This window comes from Empedobacter sp. UBA5528 (assembly GCF_002426075.1).
GTDB classification, from domain to species: domain Bacteria; phylum Bacteroidota; class Bacteroidia; order Flavobacteriales; family Weeksellaceae; genus Empedobacter; species Empedobacter falsenii_B.
The window spans coordinates 1-26,866 of sequence record NZ_DINY01000030.1 but is presented as its reverse complement, the minus strand read 5'-3'; the positions used below and the strand labels follow the sequence as shown (position 1 = coordinate 26,866).

The 26,866-nt window shown below is 30.9% G+C and carries 18 protein-coding genes and 1 pseudogene; 13 read left to right on the top strand and 6 right to left on the bottom strand.

Annotation, left to right across the window (positions count from 1 at the left end; translation table 11 throughout):
• The first annotated feature begins 93 nt into the window (after positions 1-93).
• From B4L98_RS06590 to B4L98_RS06575, 4 genes are all read left to right on the top strand, one after another.
• Positions 94-807: a glycosyltransferase family 2 protein gene (locus B4L98_RS06590; RefSeq protein ID WP_221855457.1), complete on the top strand. Its 714-nt coding sequence runs from the start codon at positions 94-96 to the stop codon at positions 805-807.
• On the top strand, positions 807-1,442 hold the full coding sequence (locus B4L98_RS06585) for a lipid-A-disaccharide synthase N-terminal domain-containing protein (protein WP_291077866.1): 636 nt from the start codon (positions 807-809) through the stop codon (positions 1,440-1,442). Before B4L98_RS06590 ends, B4L98_RS06585 begins: the two co-directional genes overlap by 1 nt.
• Entirely contained in the window at positions 1,426-3,057 is a 1,632-nt protein-coding gene (locus B4L98_RS06580) for an ArnT family glycosyltransferase (RefSeq protein ID WP_291077864.1), read from the top strand. Before B4L98_RS06585 ends, B4L98_RS06580 begins: the two co-directional genes overlap by 17 nt.
• A 93-nt stretch (positions 3,058-3,150) precedes the next feature.
• Positions 3,151-6,534, top strand: a complete 3,384-nt coding sequence (locus B4L98_RS06575; protein ID WP_291071239.1) for a hypothetical protein — start codon at positions 3,151-3,153, stop codon at positions 6,532-6,534.
• A 43-nt stretch (positions 6,535-6,577) separates the two neighbouring features.
• Here the strand turns inward: B4L98_RS06575 and B4L98_RS06570 are convergent, their stop codons facing one another.
• From B4L98_RS06570 to B4L98_RS06560, 3 genes are all read right to left on the bottom strand, one after another.
• Positions 6,578-8,941 carry a TonB-dependent receptor domain-containing protein gene (locus B4L98_RS06570; RefSeq protein ID WP_291047871.1) on the bottom strand — a complete coding sequence of 788 codons (2,364 nt, stop codon included), beginning with the start codon at positions 8,939-8,941 and terminating at the stop codon, positions 6,578-6,580.
• Between the two features lie 129 nt (positions 8,942-9,070).
• Positions 9,071-11,425 carry a hypothetical protein gene (locus B4L98_RS06565; RefSeq protein WP_291077862.1) on the bottom strand — a complete coding sequence of 785 codons (2,355 nt, stop codon included), beginning with the start codon at positions 11,423-11,425 and terminating at the stop codon, positions 9,071-9,073.
• A gap of 225 nt (positions 11,426-11,650) precedes the next feature.
• Positions 11,651-13,861 (bottom strand): NADP-dependent isocitrate dehydrogenase, encoded by a 2,211-nt coding sequence (locus tag B4L98_RS06560; protein ID WP_291077861.1) that lies wholly within the window; start codon positions 13,859-13,861, stop codon positions 11,651-11,653.
• Between the two features lie 353 nt (positions 13,862-14,214).
• Here B4L98_RS06560 and B4L98_RS06555 point away from each other — a divergent pair, with 353 nt between their 5' ends.
• The 9 genes and pseudogenes from B4L98_RS06555 to B4L98_RS06515 all read left to right on the top strand — a co-directional run bounded on the left by B4L98_RS06555 (position 14,215) and on the right by B4L98_RS06515 (position 23,707).
• Positions 14,215-15,162, top strand: coding sequence for an endonuclease (locus tag B4L98_RS06555; RefSeq protein WP_291077860.1), 948 nt, complete (start codon positions 14,215-14,217; stop codon positions 15,160-15,162).
• Positions 15,163-15,190: 28 nt separating this feature from the next.
• Positions 15,191-15,664, top strand: a complete 474-nt coding sequence (locus B4L98_RS06550; RefSeq protein ID WP_125350002.1) for an Lrp/AsnC ligand binding domain-containing protein — start codon at positions 15,191-15,193, stop codon at positions 15,662-15,664.
• A 9-nt stretch (positions 15,665-15,673) separates the two neighbouring features.
• Positions 15,674-16,417: a deoxyribose-phosphate aldolase gene (gene deoC, locus B4L98_RS06545; protein ID WP_291077858.1), complete on the top strand. Its 744-nt coding sequence runs from the start codon at positions 15,674-15,676 to the stop codon at positions 16,415-16,417.
• Between the two features lie 228 nt (positions 16,418-16,645).
• Positions 16,646-17,509 carry a helix-turn-helix domain-containing protein gene (locus B4L98_RS06540; protein ID WP_291077856.1) on the top strand — a complete coding sequence of 288 codons (864 nt, stop codon included), beginning with the start codon at positions 16,646-16,648 and terminating at the stop codon, positions 17,507-17,509.
• A 169-nt stretch (positions 17,510-17,678) separates the two neighbouring features.
• Entirely contained in the window at positions 17,679-18,236 is a 558-nt protein-coding gene (locus B4L98_RS06535) for a hypothetical protein (protein WP_291063625.1), read from the top strand.
• A gap of 49 nt (positions 18,237-18,285) precedes the next feature.
• Positions 18,286-19,092, top strand: a complete 807-nt coding sequence (locus tag B4L98_RS06530; protein ID WP_291077854.1) for a molecular chaperone — start codon at positions 18,286-18,288, stop codon at positions 19,090-19,092.
• Positions 19,082-20,107 (top strand): hypothetical protein, encoded by a 1,026-nt coding sequence (locus B4L98_RS06525; protein ID WP_291077852.1) that lies wholly within the window; start codon positions 19,082-19,084, stop codon positions 20,105-20,107. Before B4L98_RS06530 ends, B4L98_RS06525 begins: the two co-directional genes overlap by 11 nt.
• A gap of 102 nt (positions 20,108-20,209) precedes the next feature.
• Complete coding sequence (locus B4L98_RS06520) at positions 20,210-22,927, top strand: hypothetical protein (protein WP_291077850.1); 2,718 nt, start codon at positions 20,210-20,212, stop codon at positions 22,925-22,927.
• Between the two features lie 39 nt (positions 22,928-22,966).
• Positions 22,967-23,707, top strand: a pseudogene (locus B4L98_RS06515) (DUF4184 family protein).
• Between the two features lie 41 nt (positions 23,708-23,748).
• On the opposite strand, the gene B4L98_RS06510 reads toward B4L98_RS06515, so the two are convergent.
• From B4L98_RS06510 to B4L98_RS06500, 3 genes are read right to left on the bottom strand one after another with little or no spacing between them, the layout of a single operon-like run.
• Positions 23,749-24,816, bottom strand: coding sequence for a diphosphomevalonate/mevalonate 3,5-bisphosphate decarboxylase family protein (locus B4L98_RS06510; protein WP_291059717.1), 1,068 nt, complete (start codon positions 24,814-24,816; stop codon positions 23,749-23,751).
• 14 nt (positions 24,817-24,830) lie between these two features.
• On the bottom strand, positions 24,831-25,832 hold the full coding sequence (locus B4L98_RS06505) for an NAD-dependent epimerase/dehydratase family protein (RefSeq protein ID WP_291077849.1): 1,002 nt from the start codon (positions 25,830-25,832) through the stop codon (positions 24,831-24,833).
• Positions 25,833-25,838: 6 nt separating this feature from the next.
• Positions 25,839-26,741, bottom strand: a complete 903-nt coding sequence (locus B4L98_RS06500) for a CorA family divalent cation transporter (RefSeq protein WP_291077848.1) — start codon at positions 26,739-26,741, stop codon at positions 25,839-25,841.
• Between the last annotated feature and the right edge of the window lie 125 nt (positions 26,742-26,866).

The window sequence follows — 26,866 nt, the reverse complement described above, 5'->3', positions numbered from 1 at the left end:
ATATTGATTTGATATAGAGTAAATTAATTTCTATAAAAATATTTTAATTTCGTTTGATAATTTCATAGCTTTGTCCTTTGAAATAATATAAAAATGTCAACAGAGTTTACAATTGTTATCCCAATTTATAATGAGGAAGATAACTTGATAAGATTGGAAGAAACAATGAATCAATATCTGTCAAAGTCAATAAAACAGACTGAAATTTTATTGATTAATGATGGTTCTAAAGACAAAAGTTTGGCTCTTATGAAAGAGATTTGTAGTAGAAATCAAGCTTTTCATTATATTTCTTTTGACAAAAATTATGGCTTATCTGCTGCTATAAAAGCTGGTTTTGATACAGTGAAATCTAAATGGGTTGGTTATATTGATGCAGATTTACAGACAGATCCAGAAGATTTCAATAAATTATTAGAGTTAGCAGATCAATTTGATTTGGTGACTGGTGTTCGTGCAGATCGCAAAGATTCTTTCGTGAAAAATATGTCATCTAAAATTGCCAATTCTATTCGTAGAGCATTTACCAATGACGGAATGGATGATACAGGTTGCCCATTAAAAGTTATAGATGCTGAAAAAGCGAAAAAAATTCCGATGTTCAAAGGATTGCACCGATTTTTACCAGCTATGATTTTATTACAAAACGGAACAGTAACTCAAGTTCCTGTCAAACATTTTCCACGTATAGCAGGCGAATCAAAATTCAATTTATGGAATCGTTTATTAGGACCGTTAATGGATTGTTTTGCATTTGTTTGGATGAAGAAAAAATACATCAATTATAAAATTCAAGAAAGAGCATAATGCCAAATTGGGTTATCATCAGTATTGGATTTCTTGCACAAGCACTTTTTTCGAGTCGTCTTATTTTACAATGGATTGTTTCCGAAAAGAATAAAAAAGTTCTTACACCAAAATTATTTTGGGAAGTTAGCTTGTTTGCCTCTGTTTTGCTATTTTTATATGGTTATTTGCGTCATGATTTTTCAATTATGTTGGGACAAACATTGACGTATTATATCTATATCAGAAATATTCAACTTCAAAATCATTGGAAAGAATTTCCAAAAATAGTACGTATTTTTCTGTATATTTTTCCTGTATTAATTGTTTTTTATGGCTTCAATAACGGAATTTTTGATGTAGATTTATTATTCAAAAACGAAAAAATTCCGATGTGGCTTTTATTTTTAGGAGTCGTATCTCAGGTACTTTTTACATTTCGTTTCGTCTATCAATGGATTTATTCCGAACGAAAACACGAATCGCAATTACCAATGGGATTTTGGGCAATTAGTTTAACAGGATCATTGTTGATTTTAATTTACGCGATTATTCGAAAAGATCCCGTTTTATTTGTTGGTCATTTTATGGGATTTATCGTTTATGCTCGAAATATATTAATCAAACGAAAAGAAAAAAATGGTTCAGTGGATTAAGCAAAATTCAGTTTTATTTTTAATCATCGTAACAATTTTGATGTTGTTTGTCAATCTTGGCGCTTTACAAACCAACATTATGGAAGCTCGAAACATTATTTCGGCGCGAGAAATGGTACACGATGGAAATTGGATTTTTACCACGCTTAACGGTTTGCCTCGTTATGAAAAGCCACCTTTACCAACTTGGATTACAGCTGTTTTTGGAAGTGTTTTTGGTTTCGAAAACTTTTTTTGGCTACGCATTCCAGTTGTTCTAATTACCATTTTATTAGTCGTTTGGTTCTATAAAACATTAACGCATTTCGATTTAACAAAACAACAAGTTGTTAATTCTTCATTGGTTTTAATTACTTCATTTTACGTGTTTTTCTCTGGAAGAGACAACAATTGGGACATGTACACACATAGTTTTGTGATGGGAGCGATATTGTTTTTGGTAAAAGAATTTCAATCATCAAAATTTAATTTTTTCAACTTTATTGTTGCATTTTTCTTGTTAGGATGTTCGATAATGAGCAAAGGTCCAGTTTCCTTGTATGCGTTATTTTTACCGTTTTTAATTGCTTATTTTATTGTTTATAGATACAAATTAGGAAGAAATTTAGGAATCACAATTTTAACGATAATATTAGGTTGCGTCGTAGGATTTGCATGGATGATGTATGTTAAATACTTTGATGCAGAACATTTTTTAGCCGCTTCTCAAAAGGAGGTAAACAATTGGCACAGCTACAATACTCGTCCATTTTATTACTATTGGAGTTTCTTTACACAATCGGGTTTATGGACAATTCCAGCTTTGGTAAGTTTAATTTATCCTTATCTCAAAAATAAAGTTGCCAACAAAAAAGCTTATCAATTTGCTTGGTTATGGACAATTTTATCGGTGGTTTTATTGTCTGTAATTCCAGAAAAAAAATCAAGATATTTATTGCCAGTTTTAATTCCATTAGGGATGAATATTGGCTTTTATATCGAATATTTACGATTAGAATTCAAAAATTTATCAAATATAACTGAACGATATTTTACCAATTTTGCGTTTGGTTTATACGGAATAATAGGAATCGTAATTTCAGTTGGTGTTTTTATTTACACAAAAGATCGTTTGTCAGAATTTTTAGTTTGGTCGATTCCTTTTGCTATTGTTGGATTAATTTTAGGAATCTCAATTTTTAAAGGATTAAAGGTAAAATCATTCGAACAGATATTTTACTTAACTATTTTATTGATGTGCTCAGTTGTTGCGTTTGGATTTCCACTTTCCAAATTAACTTTTTCCGAAGAGTTATATTCTTCTGCCAAAAATCTAAAAAAATTAGAACAACATAATCAAATTAAAACATACGAATGGCAAAGTTTTGTTCCTGAAATAGTATTGGATTATGGGACTTCAATTCCTGCAATTAACGATGGAAAGAAAACTATCTTTCCGAAAGAAGAGAAATTTGGAATGTTAGCAAGTCCGTCAGATTCTACTTTTTTTGCAGATCATTTCAATAATTATTCAATCAAAAAAATTGGTGTGGTTGATTTGAATCATTCTTCAAAAAATCAAAAAAATTATAACGATCGTATCAAAAGAAACTATTATTTGATTCAAAAAAAGTGATTAAATTTCGAATAAAATTTTTAGCTTAAATTTCCGTTATTCTAATAAAATCTTTTGCAGTTTCGGATTCTATTTTTTCTATGTTTTTGGTTAGTGAACAGTTTTGTTTTCGCTCAACATTTTGGGTGGAAAAATCCTAATTTTAGACAAGATTCTGTTCAACTTTCTGATACGATAAAGCTGCAAAATAAAGGAATTTTATCCGAAAAATTTCAAATTTTAGATTCAACAGGAAATCCAATTTCAAAAGAATTTTATACTATAAATTTCGAACGAAACGAAGTTTATTTCAATTCTTCAATCGCCAAACAAATGGTGAAAATTCAGTATTTTGTTAATCCAAAATTAGCCGAATCTGTTTTTTATGCCAAAAATCCGAATATCATTGTTAATGATGCAAAACCAGTTGATATTTTTCATCAAATAAAATCGAATTCAAAACAAGCGAACAAAGATGTTTTTGATGGTTTGAATAGCAAAGGATCAATGATTCGCGGTATTCGTTTCGGGAATAATCAAAGTGCGTCTGTGCAATCTTCGTTGGATTTGGAATTGTCTGGAAAATTATCGGATGATATTACAGTAAATGCGGCGATTGCGGATAATAATGTGCCAATAGAATCGGATGGATACACGCAAAATTTGCAAGAATTTGATAAAGTTTACATCGAATTAGCCAGTAAAAATTCGAAAATTAGAGCTGGACATATTGATATTAATACCAATCAAGAACGAGATTTTTTCAATCCATTTAATCAAAAAGTAACAGGTTTACAATTGTCAACTCAGTTAAAAAGCGAAAAATCGTCGACCAATATTTTTGCTTCTGGAAGCATTACACGAGGTGAATTTATGCGTGTTAATTTTGTTGGACAAGACGGAAATCAAGGTCCTTACAGGCTTTCTGGAAAGAATAATGAATTGTATGTGATTATTATTTCGGGAAGTGAAAAAGTATATATTGATGGTGTTTTGTTGGAGCGTGGCGAGCAAAATGATTATGTAATTAATTACAATACAGGAGAAATTTCTTTCACTTCAAACCGATTGATTACCGCAAATACGCGTATTAATGTGGAGTATTTGTACAATTCTCGAAATTATTCACAAGTTTTACTTTATGGTGGAGCTGAATACGAATCGGAACGATTGAAATTGTCAGGTTTTTTCTTTTCTCAAGGAGATTCGAAGAATAATTCACTTGGAAATGATTTGACAGATGCTGAAAAGCAAATTTTGGCAAATGCAGGGAATGATCCAGATAAAATGTACACCATTTCTGCAGAGAAAACGACGTATGATTCGAATAAAATCTTGTATCGAAAAGTAAATCAAAATGGATTAGATATTTTTGAATATTCGACGGATCCAAACGATGAATTGTATCAAGTGGCTTTCACGTATGTTGGCGCTAATCAAGGAAATTATCGACAAATAAATGCGAATCAAAATGGGAAAGTCTTTCAATATAACGAAGCAATTGCTGGAGTTTTACAAGGTGATTATGAACCAATAAAGCAATTAATTTCGCCTAAAAAGTTGCAGATTTATACGTTGAATGGACAATATCAATTGAGAAATAATGGAAATGTTGGTTTTAATTTAGGTTTGAGTAATTATGATCAAAATTTATTTTCATCGATTGATGATCAAAACAATTCTGGTTTAGCAACTCGTGTTTATGGTGAAAAAACATTTTCTTTCAAAAATTGGAAAATTACACCTTATGCGGAATGGAATTTTATTAATAAAAATTATAAAAGTGCAGAGCGTTTACGAGCTGTTGAATTTGCACGAGATTTTAATTTGGAACAAGAATTAAGTGGCGTAAATCAGAATTTTATCACAGCAAAAATCAATTCATCTTGGAAAGAAAAATTTAATGCACAATATAAATTCGATTATCTTGAAAATACTGGTTTGTACAAAGGTTTGAGAAATCAACTTGATGCAAATTATAAAACTGAAAAAGACGAAATCGTTGCGCAAGCAAATATTTTATCAACAAAAGCAACGCTTCAAAATACCAATTTTGCGCGTTATATGGTAGATGGAAAACGAAAAATTGGAAATAAATTTTGGGTTGGAGCGAGAGTTTGGGGCGAGAATAATGACATGGATGATTTGACAAAAAATCAAAAATCAGATTTAAGTTTTAAATGGAATGAATTTCAGTTGAAAGGAGGTTTTGCAGATTCGCTTGGTCATAAAATCGATTTGACGGTTTATCAACGTCAAGATGATTCGGTTCGTTTTGAGACTTGGCAAAATATTCAACAAAGTAAAGGAGCTATTTTTAATTCAACTTTAATTCAAAAACAAAATCATCAATTAAGTTTAAATTTTCATTATCGACGAGTTAATTATAAATTTTTAGATGCGCCGAACGAAGATTTTATGACAGGAAGCGTAAAATGGTACAAAGCTTTTTTCAATCAAGGTTTACAATTAAATGTAGATTATGAAGTGGCTAGCGGTGTGGAACCTCAGCGTGAATTTCAGTATGTAAAAGTTTCGGATGGAATGGGAATTTACAAATGGACGGATTATAACGGCGATGGAATTGAGCAAATTGATGAGTTTGAAGTGGCAGAATTTATCGACCAAGCAAATTATATTCGCGTGTATACGAATACAATCGAGTATTTGAAAACGAATAAAAATCAATTCAATTTTACGTTGCGTTTTCGTCCAAAACAAGTTTTTGATACCGAAAATGAATTCTGGAATCGTTGGATGTTTCAGCAAAATATCTCGGCAAGTAACTCGTTGCGCAAAGAAGGAACGACATTAGAATGGAATCCTTTTACCAATTCGGCTCAAATTTTGGGTAAAACAAGAAGTATTCGTTCGTCGATTTTCTTTAATCAAGGAACACAATATAAATGGTCGTCAAATTTTATTTACAATCAACAAGAATCTCAAACATATGTTTACACAGGTTCTGAATACCGTGATTCAGACAGTTATTTGTTGCAAGCGCGTTATAAGATTTTGCAAAATTTAATCGCAAGTTTAGATACTGAATATATGGTGATTAACAGCGATTCTGAATTATTTTTGAGTAGACGATATAAGTTAAATAATCTTCGTTTATCCCCAAAAATGACTTATCAAACAGAAAAAAATCTTGTTGCGTCGTTGTTTTATAATTATCAAAATAAGAAGAATGTTTCGGGTGAAGAGCAATTAAATCAGTCGGATTTGGGAACAGAAATTCAATGGAACGGTTCGGATAAAATGAGTTTGTTGGGAAGTTTTAGTTTTATCAACAATAAATTTATCGGAAACCAAGAATCTGTTGTTGGAAATCAAATGATGGAAGGTTTACGTGCTGGAAATAATTTTGTTTGGCAGTTGCAAATCCAACGACAAATCACAAGTTTTTTGCAATTGAATATTTCGTATGATGGACGAAAAACTGAAGAAAATAAACCAATACATACGGGAAGTGTGCAAGTACAAGCGAGGTTTTAAATAATAAAAGACGATTTTATAAAATCGTCTTTTATTATTATTTTTACATTCTATTTACTTCATCTTGATTTCCAGTTTCGCGATTTTTTACTGATAATTTATTACTTCCGAATTTATAATTCAATCCAATTCTTATGCTTTGAGTATCCCATACATTCGCAAAAGTTTGTACGATTCCATTGTTATTTTGTGATAAATATTCTTGCGCTTTGAAAATATCTGTTGCATTCAAACTCAATTCTAATTTTTTATCTAACATCAAATATTTGAACGAAAGATTGAAACGAGCATAAGGTTTTAGTTTATAATTTTGGAAAGTTTCTCCAAAATTTTGAAAATAAATCAAGTTAATAAACATCGTTTTTTGTTGATTAAGCGTAAAATCATTTGTCGAAAATAATGAACTCGACCAACCTTTGAATCGCTTAGAAGAAATTGCAACATTTGCGCTCGAATAAGAAACTTCAAAAGTAGTAACGCTTGACCACCATTTTGTAGGATTTATCGTCATATTTTGGCTCAAACCAAAGCTATCCGAATCTACAAAATTCATCCAAACAAAAGTATTATGTTTTGTGTTCTCATCAATGATTGAAGCTTGATTGACACCATCTCTCAAACTTGAATAATAAAGTCGAGTATCAAATTTTTTGTAAGTAAAAGTAAGTTCTAAATTGTGTGTAAAAGCTGGTTTCAAAAAAGGATTTCCTTCGTTGTAAACATATTCGTTTTGTATCATTCGAAAAGGATTTAAACTTTCGTAATTTGGACGATTGATACGACGCGAATAATTAATTCCTAAACTTTTACTTTTATCAAAAGTATGCAACAAATAAAATGACGGAAACAGTTTGATATAATCTGTTTTATTCGTTTGATTATTTTCTCTCGAAAAACCTTCTGTTTGTGTTGCTTCTAATCTCAAACCAGCTTGCATCTGCCATTTTTCTCCAAACTTTTTACTTCCGTTCAAATAAATTGCTTCGTTATTTTCTTTGTATTTGAAAAGATTCGACAAATTTTCATCAAATGTATAGTTGTAATTTTCGTCTGCTTTATATGCTTCAACCAAATTATTTGATTTTGATTGCGAAAATTTAGCCCCAAAACTCCAATTGAAATTTGTTAAAGGAAGTTCTACATCAATTTTAGATGAAAAATTCTCAATACGATTGTTTAAATTACTTTTTCCACCAAAAAAAGAATCTTCTATTAACTGATTATTTTTGTAAGAATTGGTTGCATAAGTTCTATTCATAGGAGATGAATAATTGGCGTAATCGGCATCAAATGAAATCTTTTTACCTAATGAATCAAGTGCAAATTCAGAATAAAGATTGACCAAAGATTGATTCGTCTTACCATTTTCGAATGAATTTCCTTTATTTGTTTGATAAACTTCGTTCGTTAAATTCTTGAAAAACATTTCTTGTGGATTTTCTGAATTATATTTCGAATTGTTGAATGAAAATTTAGAACCAATTGTCCATTTATCGGTTAATTTATAATCAACAGAGAATCGTCCTCCTAGATATTTGTTGATATAATCTGTGTAAGAAATGTTGTGTCTGCGCGCATCAGAGAAAAATAATTCGTTGTTCCATGTTCTCAGAAATCTTCTATCTCCAGCATTCAACGAAGTCTGAACTGTCCATTTATCTTTTTGTAAATTGTAAGCTGCATTGTAGCGCTCTGTGTTTCTTTTACTTCGCGTATATGATGCTCCAATAGTGGAATTCCAGCTATTATTTTTTATTTTTTTTGTTACAATATTTATAATTCCACTATTTCCTTCTGCTTCATATTTTGCAGGCGGAGTCGTAATGACTTCAATTTTTGAAATATCAGAAGCGCTAATACTTTCCAAATAATTAATCAAATCCGTTTGTGACATATAAGTTGGTTTGTCATCAATCAAAACCATTACAGAATTTTTTCCAGAAACCGCAATATTATCATTTGTTACATTCAAACCAGGAGTGACGCGCAAAACATCCATTGCAGTTCCGCCAGCCGCTGAAGTAGAATTTTCTACATTGAAAACAAACCGATCGATTTTTCGTTCCATGATTTTCTTTTCTGCTCCAACGACAACTTCTTTCAAGTTTGTAGATGTTTTAATTTCAATCTTTCCTAAATCGATAGAATTATTCAATTGAATATCTTTCTGAAAAACAATTTCTTCAAAATAGTTGATTTCAAATTTGTACGTATTTTTCTTTGCTTCAATAGCGAATTTTCCAAGTTCATCTGTTGTTAAATTGATAATTGTGTCTTGATTAGATAAGGTAATGTCAACATAAGGAAGCGCTTTATTTTGCTCCATAACTTCGCCTGTTAGTGTATAGTTTTGAGCAAATAGAAAACTAGCGCTAAATAAAATGATAAGTTGAATAAATGTTTTCATGTTGAATTAATTTTAAACAAATATTCTCCAAATCGATTCTTTTTGAACTTTAAAATCGACAAACCCTACTATATTATCGACGAATTTGATTAAAACCAAAAACCTCGAGAATCTCTTGAGGTTTTTGATTTAATTTATTTTTCCTTCATAATAAACAGGATTTCCTTTTTCATCGAAACCAATTATAGTTAATTGATAATCTTTTGGTTTATCGTTGTTGAAATATTCTATTTCTGTGTCTTCTCCTGGAGCTGTATACAAATTAGGATTCCAAAATAAAGTACTTCTTATGTCATTCGGAACATCGTTGTAAAGCGATTCGTAATCATCATTGTTAAAATATGGCAGAGATTGATTGTAGCCACCAATCTGAATTAAATTATTTGGTAACATCGGCGTGTTATCAACTGGCGCATCACTTCCTCGTTTCGAGTAAATCGCAATTGCATTTCCAAGTAAACCAGCACCTTTGAAAATTTTTACCATTGCAATATCTCTAGGATTAATGCTGGTTATATTATCCGCAGTCATTTTCATTTCGTTCCAATAAATTGCAGCCTCAGAATTTCTAATTTTAGGAACTCCATTAGAAACCGTTAATCCTGCAACTCGTCCCGCTAAAAAGTCCATAATATTTGTATAACCTTCTATTGGCTGAGATTCGTTTACAAAATCTATCACCGTTTCGTTTATATTATTAAACATTCCGCTACTTAATTCATTGTTCAGCTTCTCAGTTTTCGATTTTTTATCCGCTTTTACAACAACTTCTTTCAGACGAATACTTTTATCATTGATGATTTTGATGTTCTGTTTATACGTATTCTGCTTCTCGACTTCTTCTTTATTCGTAATTTCTTCTAATAAATAAGGCGTTGCAGGCAATTTGGATTTATAACTTGTACTTTTATAATTTGGCACAACAGATAAAGTTAAAGTTCCGTTGTTGGCAGATTTTCCATTTTCCGAATTCAAGAAATAATTCATCGCCATTAGCCCATAATAAAACAAATTATTCATCTCGAAGTTTCCTTCATAATCAGTATCAAGCGTTGCAAATTCTTTTCCATTATTCTGCATTTTATAAATAATACTCAACGAAGCATTGCTCAATTCTCTCCCGTTATTATATGCTTTCACTTTGTAGGAAAGATATCTACGATCGTTGTCAATAGTAGGTTTTACGATATTTCCAACCACTAAATCTTCCCAATTAAATCTTTTCCATTTTTCTGTTATTAAAAGCGCATCCAGATTTTCTGAGAATTCATTATTTTTAAAATATTGTGTAGGATGATTAATTTTCGAACTAAAATCTCGCGTCAATAACATTGCAGAAATTAAATTGTCTTCATCATTATTTTTTTGATCTTTGATAACAGCCGAAAAATTAATTTCTTCAGGATATTTTACCTTAATTGTGTTTAATTCTCGTGGATTAGCCGTTGTTTCGAAAGAAATTTCAGGTTTTTTGTACGATTCTTTTGGATTGATAAATATCAAACGATGAGCAACCTGAATATCATTTGCATCAAAAATGGCAATGTTCAAAATACCTTTGTCATTGTCTAAAACCTCTTTTGGAACATAAGTTGAAACCGATTCCACACTTTTTACAATTTGAGAACTCATCACAAGTTCATTATTAATTGTTCCAATAATTTTATGATTCAATAAAGGGTTTTCTTGGTTGATACTTTTCAATTGAATCACAATATCTTTGCTATTTCGAACAACTTTCAACAGAATTCCATCTTTTTTAGCTTCGGGTAAATCAATAATTTGTTGATTTCCTTTTTCGTCATTCAATTGCACTTGATAAGATTTACCTTTTTCTGCTCTCAACGCAAAAGTCGCAACGTTCTCATCTAAATTATCAAATGTTGTAATTTTATTGGCAGGATTATTTTTCTCGAATACAAAACCATTCCATTTTTTTGGTAAATCTCCGTCTGATTTTAGTCTTACAGCAAATTTAGTTGTCTGATTTTGAATGAAATTTCCACCTTCAGCAAAAGCTTTTGCATTCCATTTTAAATTTGGATTTGGAACAAGTTTTAACTTAGAATTTGGATTATAAATTTTAATTTGATTGATATGTTGAAATTCTTCTGAGAAGAAAGTCATGTACGTTGTGTAGGCTCTTACAAAGTAAATTCCTTCCTCGTTTTCGTTTTTGGTATTTAGCGTTCCGTCACTTTCACCGTTTAAAATCGGAACCAATTTTCGGTCGATTAATTTTTTGTCTTTATCGTATAATTCTACAATAAGATTTGTAGAAATTAAGCTAGGTTTGTAGCCATTTAATGTATAAGCTTTGAACCAAATATTATCTCCAGCAATATAATCTTTCTTATCAAATAATAAATAAACTTTTTCTTGAGCGTAATTTGTATCCAGACTTTTTATAGCCGTTTCCAATTTTGATTGCGCAAAAGTTGTAATCGAGCAAAAGTATAATGCGAGTAAATAAATATATTTCATGCGAGAATGATTAATCTAATAGAATGAATTTGAATTCTTAAAATTATCATTATTTAGATGATTTTCATTCATACTTTTTATTAAAATTTATCATAACTTTTGATTGAATGACGATTTTTCTTCTCGAATAATGTTAATTTTTGTTAATGAATTTAATTAAAAGACTTTAACAAAAAAACCTCGAGAATTTCTCGAGGTTTTGATTTATAAAGAAATGTTGTTGGATTAAATTCCGTCAACAATTGCATTTAATGTTGCAGATGGACGCATTGCAGCAGTTGTTTTAGCAAAATCTGCTTTGTAGTAACCACCAATATCTTGAGGTTTACCTTGTGCACCAATTAACTCTTCGTTAATTTTTGTTTCGTTTTCTTCCATAGCTTTTGCAACAGGAGCAAATTTAGCAGCTAAATCAGCATCTTTTGTTTGATTTGCTAATGCTTCTGCCCAGTACATTGCTAAGTAAAAGTGAGAACCACGGTTATCGATAGTTCCTAATTTACGACCTGGAGATTTGTCAGTTGCTAAAAATTTAGCATTTGCTTCATCTAAAGCATCAGCTAAAGTTTGAGCTTTTGCATTTCCTTGTGTTTGAGAAACGTGCTCTAAAGAAGCTTGTAATGCTAAGAATTCACCTAAAGAATCCCAACGTAAGTAACCTTCTTCTACGAATTGTTCGATGTGTTTTGGAGCAGATCCTCCCGCACCAGTTTCGAATAATCCACCTCCGTTCATTAATGGAACGATAGATAACATTTTAGCAGAAGTTCCTAATTCTAAAATTGGGAATAAATCTGTTAAGTAGTCACGTAAAACGTTACCAGAAACAGAAATAGTATCTTTTCCTTCTCTTGCACGGCTTAAAGTTTCTTTCATCGCATCTTTAACATCCATGATACGAATATCTAAACCTGTTGTATCGTGATCAGCTAAGTATTTTTCAACTTTTTTAATGATTTGTTGATCGTGAGCTCTTCCTTTATCTAACCAGAAAATTGCAGGAGTATCAGATAAACGAGATCTGTTAACTGCTAATTTAACCCAGTCTTGAATAGGAGCATCTTTAGTTTGAGACATTCTGAAAATATCAGAAGTTTCAACTTTTTGCTCTAATAAAGTGTTTCCGTTTGCGTCTTCAACTTTGATTGTTCCGTTTGCAGGAGCTTGGAAAGTTTTGTCGTGAGAACCATATTCTTCCGCTTTTTGAGCCATTAATCCAACATTAGGAACAGAGCCCATTGTTGTAGGATCTAATGCTCCATTTGCTTTCATATCGTCTACAACAGCTTCGTAGAAACCAGCGTAAGAACGGTCTGGGATGATCGCTACAGTATCTTCTTCAGCACCATCTTTGTTCCACATTTTACCTCCGTTTCTTACTAATGCAGCCATAGATGCATCAACAATAATATCAGAAGGAACGTGGAAGTTCGTAATTCCTTTATCAGAATTAACCATTGCTACACGTGGTCCGTTTGCTAAATCAGCTTCAATTGCAGCTTTAACTTCTGCTTCTTGAGGTTGACCTTTTATTTTTTCGAATAAATCTGCTAAACCATTGTTTGGATTAATATCTAATGCTTTGAAAGTATCAGCATATTTTACGAAAACATCTTTAAAGAAAGTTTCTACGATAGCTCCAAAAATAACTGGATCAGAAACTTTCATCATTGTTGCTTTTAAGTGAGCAGACAATAATACGTTTTTGTCTTTTGCTTCTTGAATAGCTTCTTGAACAAATGATCTTAAAGAGTTTAAGTTCATTACAGAAGAATCAATTACTTCTCCAGCTTTTAAAGGTGCTGCTGATTTTAATTCTTGAACAGAACCATCTTCTCCGTAAAATTTGATTGTATATTCAGTTGCGTTTTCTAATGTAGTTGAATTTTCAGTACCATAGAAATCACCGGATTTCATGTAAGCAACTTCTGTTTTGCTGTCTGTAGCCCAAGCTCCCATTTTGTGAGGATTAGCTTTTGCATAGTTTTTAACAGCTTTCGGTGCACGACGGTCAGAGTTTCCTTCACGTAAAACTGGATTTACAGCAGAACCTAAAACTTTTCCGTATCTAGCTTTGATTGCTTTTTCATCTTCATTTTTTGGTTCAGCTGGATAATTTGGTACAGCAAAACCTTTCGCCTGCAATTCTGCAATCGCTTCGTCTAACTGAGGAACAGAAGCCGAAATATTAGGTAACTTAATGATATTTGCTTCCGGAGTAGTCGCCAAAGCTCCTAATTCTGCTAAAGCATCAGGAATTCTTTGTTCTTCTTTTAAGAATTCAGGGAAATTAGCTAAAATACGTCCAGCTAAAGAAATATCTGGAACTTCGATTGTAATATCAGCTGTTTTCGTGAATCCTTGTACGATTGGCAAAAATGAGTGAGTTGCCAACATCGGAGCTTCATCCGTAAGTGTGTAATGAATTTTTGACATTATGTTTTAAATTTTTTTGAGACTATTTTAATAATAGTCAATTAAAAATACATTTTTTCAATTTTGAATGCAGAAACTGCAAACTTTGCAAATATACAATATTTAGCAGATTAAGTTGACCATAAATCAATCATTTACACTAATTTTAGTATAATTTTTAACATGATTTTTGATAGGTCGTCAAGTTGATAATTTATTGAAACAAAATTGTTCAAGTTGATAATTTTTTACTGTTTTTTTTTTCAACTTCATGTATAATTTCACTTTTGAAAGAGCTGTCTATTTAATTCTTTTTAAGAAACCAATTTTTATACACTTAGTTTCTTTCTTAATTTTGCATAAAAACAATTCTTTTGAAACAAAATCTAGTGACAATCGCATTTTATAATGTCGAAAATTTTTATTCTAAATCTTCAGACGAATCTTTTTTGCCCAGTAATTTTATCAAATGGAAAGATAATCGTTATGATACAAAGGTGAATAAGATTGCATTTTGCATCTCTAAAATTGGCAAATTAGAAATAAATGAATTGCCATATTTGGTTGGTTTGGCTGAGGTTGAAACTGAAGAAGTTTTAGAAGATTTGATTCAAAATGATTTTTTGAAAGATGGCGATTATAAAACACTTTTATATGAATCATTAGACGAAAGAAAAATAAATGTTGGATTAATTTATCGTCAACAATTTTTTGAAGTTTTAGAAAGCGAACCAATTAGATTTGTCTTTAAAGATCAGTATGATACAAAATATTATACACGAGATATTTTATATGTGAAAGGAAATTTAGTTGGTGAAGTTATTCATCTTTTTATTGTTCATTTACCTTCTAAAATTGATAAAGAGATCAATCAATTAAAACGTCAACATATTTTTAAAACGATTCGAAAAAGAATTAACGATTTGTTAACCGAAAATTATTCGGAAAAAATTGTTGTGATGGGAGATTTTAATGATTCTCCAACAAATTCTGACTTAATTGATGAATTGGATACGCGTTCTAAACAAGAAGAGATAAACAGAAACGAATTATTCAATCCAATGGTCAGTCTACAATCGTATAAAAGGGGTTCGATGATTTTTAGAAAACAATGGATGTTGTTTGATCAACAGCTTTTTTCGAAAGGATTTTTTGCTTCTCAATCAAATTTAGAATATATAAAAACAGATATTTTTGATGCTGATTTTTTGAAGAATACAGGCGGAAAATCAACTGGTTTGCCATTCAGAACTTTTGTTGGCGGAAAATATTTCGGTGGATATAGCGACCATTTTCCCGTTTATACCATTTTAAAATATTAAATTTGTAGCGGTATAATTTTAAGAATAGGTGAGAATCCACGAAAATGGTCAGGTAGAGATTGATGGAATCGATAAATTGATTCTGAATGCGTTTATGGATAATGCAAACATACCTGTTTCTCAATTGGCAAAGGAGTTGGGTATCTCAAATACGGCTGTTCATCAACGCATCAAGAAGTTAGAAGCTTCTGGTGTGATTGATTCAACTAAAGTAATTGTAAATCCAGCAATTTTAGGTTATTCAACGATGTCATTTGTTGGTGTTTTTATGGACAAACCTTCTTCTTATAAATTAGTTGTGAAAGCTTTGGAAGAGATTCCAGAAGTAGTGGAAGCTCATTTTACAACGGGAAATTACGGGATTTTCCTTAAAATTTTGAGTCGTGATAATCTACATTTAATGAATGTGTTGAACAAAAAAATTCAGCAAATTGATGGCGTTACACGTACAGAAACTATAATTTCGTTGGAGCAACCAATAGATAGACAAATAAAACTTTAATATACAAAGATGAATATTAATCAATATTTAGACTCGACGTATCTTAAAACACCTGAACAAGCAGGTATTTCGAATTCTGATACATTAGAGATGGTGCATAAGTTAGCACAAGAAGCTATTGATAATGATATCTATGCAGTAATGATTCGTCCTGATTATGTAAGATCAGTTCGTGAATTATTGGATGAGAAAAAATCGAATGTTGTTTTGGGAACTGTAATTGGTTTTCCTGAAGGGACTTACGATTTGAATGAAAAGTTGAGAGAAGCGCAAAAAGCAATTGCTGATGGAGCCGATGAATTAGATTTTGTAGTAAACTACGAAGCGTTCAAAAAAGATGATAGCGATAAAGTAAAAGAAGAAGTAGAAGCTGCAACATTAGTCGCATTGCGTGAAGGTAAAGTTGTAAAATGGATTATCGAAACTGCTGCTTTAACAGATGAACAGATTGTTGCTATAACACAATTAATTCGTGATACTGTTTTAGAAAAAGCAGGTGAAGAAAAAGCATCAAAAGTTTTTGTAAAATCTTCTACAGGTTTTTATAAAACTGAAAATGGAGAACCAAATGGAGCAAATGAGCATGTTATTAAATTGATGCTTGAAAATTCAGGTTCGCTTCCAGTGAAAGCTTCTGGCGGAGTTCGCACAACAGAAGAAGCTGAAAAAATGATCGCTTTAGGCGTGAAAAGAATTGGAACATCGTCTGCATTGGCGATTTTAAAAGGAGAGCAAGGAGCAAAAGGTTATTAGAAAATTTCTACATTATAATACATTTAAAAGTCTCAATATTTATTGAGACTTTTTTTTATTCATTAAAAATAAGCTTTCTTTTTTAGTTAATTTTTTAAAATACTTAAATAGCATATTGTATTTTATTATTTTTGGAGCACTAAAATTATAACTTGATTTATATCAAGTAATTTGGTTAAAAATGGTCGTAATTTTGCATTGATAACACTGATAAAATAGTATAGACGTATGTTGTGGAATAATCGTAAAGTTTATAATAATTTGGTTTTTGATGTAGGTATAACTGCATTTGAATTGAATGATATCCTACATACAGAAAAATTGAGAAAAGAGTTATCTGTTGATGAGTATTTTGGAATAATCTGGTCTGGTTCTAAAAAATTTGTTCATAAAATAAATGGAAAAGAATATTCGATTCCCAAAAATCATTTTCTTTTTATAGCTCCCAATATCTCTCAAGAATTTGTGAAACAAACTACTCGTACTGATGCTTATTATATTGTTTTTAAACAAGAATTTTATTCGAAATCAATCGAAGAGAACTTGAAGTTAGAAAATTCTACACTTTTTTCGCGAGATATTATAAATATTGTTGAGAATACAATTTGTTCTGCTCCAATTTTTGAGGCTAATTATTTGCAATATTTCTTTACTGCATTCGAAAATGAATTAGATATGAAGCTTGCTCATAATCTCTTGGAACGTATTATTATCAATGGTCAAATGGAAACATTTGATATGCAAAGCCAATTTATACAAGATGATTTTGATGTAGAACTTGCGACAAAATTCAAAAAACTTTTGCAAGAAAATGTCAAGGAAAATAAACAAGTATCTTTTTACAGTGATAAACTTTTTATTACAAAAAGAAGGTTAGATAAAGCAACTCAAATCGTTTTTGGAAAAACAGCAAAAGAAATGATTGTTGAAGAATTGATGAAAAATGCAAAGATTTTATTAGTCAACTCAAAAATGTCAATAAAAGACATTGCGCTGGAACTCAATTTCCTTCAAGAGACCAATTTTACTGCGTTTTTCAAGAAAAACACTGGGATTTCTCCGACTAAATTCAGACAAAGCACTCCGAATTAAATAGTTAGAAATGTCGTTTTTCATCATCTTTTGGTATGATTTAATCTTTTAAGAATAAAAAACAACTTCTACATTTGCATCGCATTTGAGAATAACCAATCTTAAATATATAAACTACCAGTTTATTTAACAAATATTTTTTAATAAATTTTTAACAAATTTTAAAATGATGAAAAAATTAGCATTTTTTTTAACAGTTTTCTGTACATTAACTTCAGGATTAGCATTTGCACAATCGCATTTGATTGGACCTAAAACAGCAACAGCTACATTAAACGTAAAATTATACCCAATTCAAACTATTCTTATTGGTACTGATAATACAGTTAACTTAGAATATCAAACAAAAGAAGATTATTCTAATGGTGTTACATCAAACATGACAGACCACTTAATAGTTTATAGTACTGGTGGTTTTGCTGTAAAAGTAAAATCTGATAAAGAAAATTTAGAATATATATCTAAAGATAAAATTGCTGTAAGTACAATTAACTTACAAGCAAGTTTAGGAAGTGATAATAAATTAACAGATGCTAAGTTTCCTGCAGTTGAAAAATTAACTAATTCTTATGCTAGTTTAATTTCTAGCTCAGTTGGTGGTACAGCTTTAAAATTCAACGTTGCGTATAAAGGAGAAGGAAACAATGTTTATCTAAATAAATATTACAATGTTGAGAATCCTAATGTTTATACTACTACTGTAACTTATACAATTGAGGCACAATAATATAAAAAACAGGAAGTGGTATTGAAAAATATCACTTCTTTTTTTGCTTATGAAAGTTCTTCGTTTTTTAACAATCGTTTCTTTTTTAGCATTAATCATTTCAACTAAGATTAGTGCACAATCAGGTATTTCTGTAAGTCCACCAAGGACTTATTTTGCGTTAAATCCTGGTGAGTCTGAGCGTAAAAAGATTTTGGTAACCAATGTAAGTGATGCACATACATTAGAGTTGTCTGTTTCTTTTAATGATTGGAAGTATGATGAGTTTGGAGGTAATGTAGTCTCTGAACCTAATACTTTACCAACAAGTAATGCAAACTGGATCACAGTTTTACCAAGTAATACATTTACACTTTTGCCAAAAGAATCAAAAGAAATAGAAGTTCTGATGCAAGTTCCAGAAAAGATAAATACAGAGAGTGTGCATACAGCAATGATGTACATCACGCAAACAAATCCGATTGCTGGACAAAATAAAAGTGGAGAAAATATTATATTCTCGATTCGTACAGGTATCAAAATTTATCAACGATTAAATATTGCACGTGATACAAATGTAGAGTTTACAAATTTTGTTTACGATAAAACTGAAAATCGTTTGGTGCTTAATATTTCGAATGAAGGAAATGTTTGGAGCGAAGGAACGATTAGAAATGAAATCATTAACCAAGAAAATGGTCAACAAATAAAATTGCAAGATGCAGTTTTCTATAGTTTACCCAATGATAAAAGAATTGTATATATACCATTGCCAAAGGATTTGCCAAAAGGCTCGTATATTGTTACCTCAACTTTAAGTTTTGAGAAAGATGATCAATTGAAAATTGCTGAATTGACGTTCTCAAATGATAAATAGTAATTTGTTTCAGAAAATAATTTCAACAATTACATTATTGTTGACAATGGCAGTGTCTGCTCAGTTTACGTTAAATGCCCATAATAAAGGTTGGGTGCAAGTAAATGGAAGTAGTGGAGTTACGGTGACTAATGTTGTGGCTGTAGAAATGCACATGTCTGGTGCTTTAAATTATAAAAATTGGTCTTTAGTTGCGCGTGTTGTTTCGCCTATTGTAAATTCTGAGAAAAAAGAATTTCCTGTCGAAAAACTGAAGCTAAAATTTAATAATTATACAACTTCTCAATATTATTCAGAGAATTATCCTACGCTAAATCAAATAGGAGTTATTCAGAATAATATCGCGATGAGTTTTTCACCAAAATATTTTATCAGAAGTTCACCTTTAACAATTGCAACACCAGCAGGAAAATATGGTGCAATTGTACTGAATTATGATATTGTGATTGATGCAGGAACATATCTAAATGCTCTAAAATCATGGAACAATTATCCTATTCAATTCGAGTTTTCTTTATTGAATGAATTTGGAACCCTGATTGGTAAAAGTCTTTTTCCGATTGAAATGCAAATTAGTCCAAACGGAAATTACGAATCAGCTCCGGCGTTTTCTATTGCGGTCGATGGTTCTGCTGTAAATGCAGAATTGGTTTTCAATACAATACAAGATTATAGAAATGGTGTGAAGAAAGAATATCAAAACGGCTTAATAGTTTCTTCTGATACTGCTTACGATATTCAAGTTTCGTCGCTTAATCAATATTTACAATCGAGTGATGCACAGAATTTGGAATTAAATTCAATCAATGTTCAGATAAAAGACATCGAAACAAATAATCTTTCTAAGGTTATAAAACTTTCGAATTACAATCAATCATTGATGACGAATAGTTCTAAAACAGCTTCAAAAAAGTATAATATTATTTATTATACAACTCCGTCGGATAATAAAATTTTGAATAGCAAACCTGGGAATTATTCAACTTCTTTGTTGTACACGATTACACCTCTGTAAAACAATATGTTCTTTTCAAGCCATAATTTTCGAAGCGTATTTTTTATTCTGCTTTTCCTTGTTAGCGGACAAAACTTACGTGCTCAAACAATAAATAACGGATTGAAATTTAGTACAATAAAAGAAGTTAAATTAGAAGATAGCAACAACTTTTCTGTTATTCTTCAATTAGAAAATACAACCAATGATACGATAAATGCTCGTCTGGGACTTAAAATTCCTTCGGCTATAAGATCGTATTCGCAAGATAATCTTCAAATAAAAATCAATCCAAACAAGAAGGCTTTTATTCCAATGCAATTTACGGTGAGTAAATCGCAAATGGCTGGGAAATTAGATTTAGAATTCAATATTATTGATTTTTTAAGTAAAAAAGAAATAGGAAAATCTGTTACTTCAGTTGTTGTTTTGCAAAAGAGAAACATCAAAATTTTTCCTGTCCAGAGTAATATTTTTTACCGTCAAGAAGGAGATTCTATTCATTATGAATTAAAAGTAATGAATATGGGAAATCAAGCCGAAGAAATTTTGTTAACCAATGTACTTCCTGATTTCAGAGGAAGTTATACTTATAATAACAAACGACTTATAGTTGAAGCTTTTCAAGAAAAAATTGTTCGATTTTCTAAATATGTCGACCGAGATATGATTAAAATTGAAAGTTTTCAGGCAAATGTTTCGGGTTATACAACGACCAAAGATTTTGCAGGAAATGTGTTTTTTACGATACAGAATGCAAGTTCCAATCGTGTGTATATAGATCCAACAATGCTAAATCAGAATTGGACCAATTTTTCTTCAAATTATGTTCGATTAACTGCTCGCGATATTAATTCTGCTAATGCGAATTATAACTTAATGGCTCATCAAGAATTTTCGGTTGGGTTGAATGAATTTGCATATAATATTAATGGAACAACTTGGAATAAGAATCAAGACATGGTTTTGACAGATTCTTGGGTGAAATATCAACGCAAAGACAAAGGAATTTTAATCGGATCAATCAATAACAACGATTTTGATATTCCAGTTAACGGACGAGGAGTGATGTTGTTTAATAATTATGATAAGAATGATAACCGAATTGTAGTCGGAACGGTCGAAAAAAATTATAATTTATTAGATGATTTGACGAACGATGTTTTCAAGAATAGCAACACAACTTTTGCGAATGGACGATTTTTAATAAAAGATAAAAACGAATTAGAAACAACAGCTTTGTTTGATAGAACTTATTCTACAACGAACTTTATTTTGACAAATGGTTACAAATGGGTTACACCAAATAAGTGGAATCATTCAGTGAAATTTGGGTATGGTTTATCAAAATTTAAAGAGACGAACAATGTCGAAAACTCGATGTCGATTTCTGCAAATGTTTCTGGAACAATAGGCAAATTTGATTTTTATAGTTCCAATTATTACAGTTCGGGGTATTATCCGGGGACGCGACGTGGAGCATTGTATCTTAATCAGCGTTTTCAACGAACGTTTTCTAAATTTTCGTTGTGGTCTTCGTTAACGGTTACCAATAACAATCCGAAATCTATCGATCCATATTTGATGAATTATACAAAAGCGAATGAGTCGAAAGCGTTACGTTTTGAGACGGGTATATCATTCAAATTGGCAAGTCATTTTAATGTTTCGATTTCTCCTAAATTGAATTTAGAAAAATCAAATATTCTGAATTATGAGACGTTTAAGTATATGCCGATGGACTTTAAATCAGCTTATTTGAACGGAACATTTACGTGGTTGTCTAATTCTCGTGTGCATCAGTTGGTGTTGAATGCTTTGGGAGGATTTTCTGAACTAAAAGAATTGAGAAATGCTGATCCAATTGTTTATGGACAATTAACGTGGAGTGTTAAAAACTTTCAGTTAAACTCAATTTATCAAAGAGGAAGTATGATGATTGCAGAAGTTTATTCGATGAATAATTTAAATCATCAATTAGAACGTTTTACAAATTCGGCGAGTTTTCGTCAAAGCTTTTTTCAAAAAAAATTGAATACAGCAGTTTCTACTTATTATAATATTGACAAAAATTTTGGAAATACTCTAACTTTTGGAGCTTCTTTAGATTATCAACCCATTGATAATTTTATTGTGAGTACACAAGCTAATTTTAGTCATTATGATTCGAAAACTTTTAACAACAAACAAACTTATTTGCAGGTTGGTGTTCAATATAATTTGCCTGCGAAACGCACTGTGACAGATGTAAAAGACGGAACATTGAATTTGTTTGTGTTTTATGATTACAATGCAAATGGTATTTTTGATGAAGGTGATAAAGTGGCTGATAGTCGTAATGTAAAGATAAATGAAACGAATTTTATTACAGATTTAGAAGGAAATATCAAGTATAAAAAAGTTCCTTATGGTAATTATATAATCAAACTTCCTGGACAAAAATGGTTTGCACAAGATTTCGCGGTTAATATCAATGCGAAAACGACTTCTATTTCTATTCCAATGCAACAAACTGGTATTGTGAGAGGAAAAGTTGAGTATGAATTATCTTCAAATTTGGAGTATCAGGTTTCGGCAAATTTATTCGGATTTACATTGATTTTTAATCACGAAAATGGACAGGTTTTTACAGTTAAAACAAATGATAGAGGTGAATATACAGCTTTTTTACCTGTCGGAAATTATACGTTTCATCTTGTAGAAAATAGTTTACCAGAACATGTTTATGCAAAAACATATTTGAATAAAGTAACGGTAGAAAAGGAACAAAATACAGAATATGAACCGCTTATTTTGAAAATTAAGGAGCGAAAAGTTAACATCAAACGTTTTGGTAATTAATGGATATTTTGATTTACTTTGCATCAAAATAAAACCTAAATGCCACTAACTTTTTGCCATCCAGCAATTGTTCTTGCGCTAAAAAAGCTAAAATCGAATTGGTTTTCGATGACGGGATTAATCATTGGTTCGATGTCGCCAGATTTAGAATATTTCTCTCGAATGGAGATTGTAGCGACGTATAGTCATTTGTTTTGAGGCGTTTTGTATTTTGATTTACCAATTGCTCTTATTTATTGTTTCGTTTTTCACTTATTTGTCCGAGATGTTTTAATTCATCGTTTACCTTATTTTTTAAAAGAACGATTTGCTCAATTCCTAATTTTTGATTGGATTGATTATTTCAAAAAACATTTGATAATTGTAATTCTCTCAATTATAATAGGTGCATATTCACATCTTTTTTTGGATGCTTTTACCCATGAATGGGGATTTTTTGCGAAACATTTTCATGCTTTACAGAAAACTTGGGTTCAAATTCCTTTCAAAAATTTCGAAGTAAAAGGGTATAAATTTCAACAACATTTTAGCACTTTTTTAGGTACGATTTTTATAGCTTTTTGGATTTATAAAATGCCAAAACAAATTCTTCCTAATACTAAACTTGATTACATTTTTTGGTTAAAAGTAGTTCTATTTACAACAATTATTTCCGCAATACGATTTGTTTTCTTTCCTGTCGAAATTGCTTTAGGAAATATTATTGTTGTTATCGGAATGAGTATTTTTTTGAGTTTGATTATTTTTGGGTTAATGGAGAAACTATTAATAAAAAAATAAAAGGTTATCAAATAATTGACAACCTTTTATTTTAGAAGTGATTAAAAACTCACTTTATCTTTTATATAATTTCCGTTTTGACAGAATTGTTTCAATTCATTTTCGATGAAAATTTCAATAGCTTCCGCATCTTGCGAAGGATACAATAAATGTACATTTGCGCCAGCATCTAATGTAAAATACAAATGATTTCCTGTTTCGCGGCGGAATTCCCACAATTTTTCTAAAGCAGCAACTGTATTTGGTTTCATCAAAATAAATGCAGGATTCGACATCATCATCATGGCGTGTAATGTCAATGCTTCATGTTCTACCAATTCTCCAAAGGCTTTGATATCGCCAGATTTTAAAATTGGCAATAACGCTTTTAAGTTTTCATTTGCGTCCACAAAACGACGTTCTGCATACGGATGTCCGTTCATCAAATTGTGACCAACAGTAGAAGAAACCGATTTTTGTCCTTCGTGAATCAATAAAATGGTGTCGTGAAAAGTTTTGAAAACATCATGAATTTCGGTATCAGGATATTTTGTTCCAAATAAATCTGAGCTTCCTTCGATAAAATCATTTTCTCCCCATTCAACCAAACCTTTGTAAATCGAACGGCAAGCACTTCCAGAACCTAAACGAGCCAAGAAAGAAGCTTTTTTCTTGGCGTCTTCTTCTGATAAATTTGCGCCAAGAATATTCTCAATTTGAACTAAACATAATGCCATTGCCGACATTCCAGAAGCTGAAGAAGCAATTCCAGAACTATGTGGAAAAGAATTATGTGTGTGAACTTCAAATTTGAATTGATTCAAAAATGGAATGTAAGCCGTAATTCTTTCGAAAAAAGTTATGATTTTTGGAGTAAAACTTTCTTTCAATTCACCTTCTAAATAAACTTCAACTTCGAAAGCATCCGATGTTTTTGGCGAAAATTTTAATTCAGTTTCTGTATAGCTATTGGTTAACGTATAACTAATTGAACTATTGGTTGGAATTTGATTTTTCTTTTTTCCCCAATATTTTACCAACGCAATATTTGATGGACTTTTAGCAGAAACGCTTCCTGATTTTAATTCCGAAGCAGTTGTTGAAAGTGTTGAAATGAATTGTTGTTCCATAAAACAAAAGTAAACTATTTTGTAGAATTCAGCTTTTGAAAGCGTTTATAATGATAATCAATTGCTTCTTTGATTGGAATAAATTCGTATTGAAGCAAATTTTTAACTTTAGAATTGTCGTATTTGGTATAAGTTGTCAACGAATAATAATTCGCTTTTGTCATATATTTTCCACCAAAAATTCGACTAAAAATAGATAGATTTTTAATGATTTTTAAAGTTGTATTTGAAACATTTTTGACTGAACGTTTGCTATTGATCGAAACAAAATCAAATACTTCTCGGTAACTTTTATTTTCAGAAATTACCACAAATTTTTGATTGTAAGCTTGTTGATTAATTAATTCTAAAAAAATCTTCACCACATCGCGAACATCAACAAAACCAGTTCCACCAGAAGGTGCATAATCGCTTTTTGACGAATTTTGTTGAAATAAACTTTCGCTTGCACGTTTAGTATCCAATGTTCCGATGATTACACCAGGATTAATAATAATAACTTTAATGCCTTCTTGTGAAGCGCGCCAAACCTCCATTTCTGCTCTAAATTTAGAGATAGAATAAGAAGAATGCGTCAGGCCATTGTTCCAACCAGAACGTTCGTCAATCATTTTAGTTGCGGGATTCAAATCATCCATCGAAGCAATAGAACTGATGAAGAAAAATTCTTTCACGCCAGAATCAATCGCTTCATTTACCAAAGTTTCAGTTCCTAAAATATTCGTATTGAAAATTTCTTCTTCTTGACGTTCATCAAATGAAACAAAAGCCGCAGCGTGATAAATTGTTTCGATCCCGTCTAATAAATTCGGAAGTTCAGTTACATCCAACAAATCACCATCAATCCAATGAATAAATTGATAAAATTGCGAAGCATTTTGTTCCGCAAAGAAATTTTGGATGGTTTCTGTGTTCGATGTTTTTCGTTTTAAGGCACGAATAGGTTGTTGCTTTTTTGCCAATTCTACCAACAAATGCGCGCCAACCAAACCTGTTCCTCCCGTTACGAAAATCATACTGAATTATAAATATTTTTTTTTCCTGAACCAAAAGTAAATAAAAATTACCACTAATAACATGACAAGTAAACAAATTGGATAGCCTAATTTGTAATTTAACTCGGGCATGAAATCGAAATTCATTCCATAAATTCCAGCGATAAAAGTTAAGGGTAAGAAAAATGCAGAAAAAACGGTAAGCGTTTGCATGATTTCGTTAGATTTCTGTCCATTTAACGAAAGATAAATTGTTAACAAACTTTGTACGTCATCTACAATTTGTGAATGCAAGTGTAACATTTTTACGTTTTCTTCGTACAAATCCTGTGATGAACTTGTCTTTTTGTTATCCGCGCGATATTCTTTGAGCGCTTCAAGCGTATAATCTAATATTTTTTTGCAAGCTGTAGCTTCTCGTTTGATTTTATATAAGGTAGGAAGTTTAATTTTTCTAAAATCATCCGTAAAAATTAAATGCTCGAGTTGATTGACTTCTTCGTCCATTTGATATGCTGGTTCTTCATATGTTTTGATGGTTTCGGAAATAATACGATACAAAATTCCTTTGATAATGATTTTAGAAGGATCAGTATTAGCTAAATATTTTTTCTGAATTTTGTCAAAAATATCCATTTCCTTTTGATGAACAGTCACAATAAAATCTGCTCCGATGTAAATACTGACTTTGTGACTAAATTCTCGAATAGTGTTTTTCAACATACGGTGTTCTTTATCAAAAAAACGAATTAACAAAAACGAAACTTTTGAATCATCTGATTCATATTTAGGTAAATGTCCAGGCTCCAAACTATCTTCAATCGTTAATTTCTGAAAACAATATTTTGTAGCAATTTCATCTAACTCAATTTTTGTCGGATTTTGTAAATTAATCCATTTGAATTTTTCGTTCTCGAAAAGTGTTTGCATGTATCCTTTTATTCAATTTTTAAATAAATATATCAAATAAGTTTTACCCGTTGTGCATTTTGATTAATAAATAATAAAGTTGTTCATTTGATTGAAAATCAGCAAATTGCTTTAACTACAAAACA

Coding starts and splice junctions, on each gene's coding strand:
- B4L98_RS06590 (WP_221855457.1), top strand. CDS start 94: ATGTCAACAGAGTTTACAATTGTTATCCCAATTTATAATGAGGAAGAT.
- B4L98_RS06585 (WP_291077866.1), top strand. CDS start 807: ATGCCAAATTGGGTTATCATCAGTATTGGATTTCTTGCACAAGCACTT.
- B4L98_RS06580 (WP_291077864.1), top strand. CDS start 1,426: ATGGTTCAGTGGATTAAGCAAAATTCAGTTTTATTTTTAATCATCGTA.
- B4L98_RS06570 (WP_291047871.1), bottom strand. CDS start 8,941: ATGAAAACATTTATTCAACTTATCATTTTATTTAGCGCTAGTTTTCTA.
- B4L98_RS06565 (WP_291077862.1), bottom strand. CDS start 11,425: ATGAAATATATTTATTTACTCGCATTATACTTTTGCTCGATTACAACT.
- B4L98_RS06560 (WP_291077861.1), bottom strand. CDS start 13,861: ATGTCAAAAATTCATTACACACTTACGGATGAAGCTCCGATGTTGGCA.
- deoC (WP_291077858.1), top strand. CDS start 15,674: ATGAATATTAATCAATATTTAGACTCGACGTATCTTAAAACACCTGAA.
- B4L98_RS06540 (WP_291077856.1), top strand. CDS start 16,646: ATGTTGTGGAATAATCGTAAAGTTTATAATAATTTGGTTTTTGATGTA.
- B4L98_RS06535 (WP_291063625.1), top strand. CDS start 17,679: ATGAAAAAATTAGCATTTTTTTTAACAGTTTTCTGTACATTAACTTCA.
- B4L98_RS06530 (WP_291077854.1), top strand. CDS start 18,286: ATGAAAGTTCTTCGTTTTTTAACAATCGTTTCTTTTTTAGCATTAATC.
- B4L98_RS06525 (WP_291077852.1), top strand. CDS start 19,082: ATGATAAATAGTAATTTGTTTCAGAAAATAATTTCAACAATTACATTA.
- B4L98_RS06510 (WP_291059717.1), bottom strand. CDS start 24,816: ATGGAACAACAATTCATTTCAACACTTTCAACAACTGCTTCGGAATTA.
- B4L98_RS06505 (WP_291077849.1), bottom strand. CDS start 25,832: ATGATTTTCGTAACGGGAGGAACAGGTTTGGTTGGCGCGCATTTGTTG.
- B4L98_RS06500 (WP_291077848.1), bottom strand. CDS start 26,741: ATGCAAACACTTTTCGAGAACGAAAAATTCAAATGGATTAATTTACAA.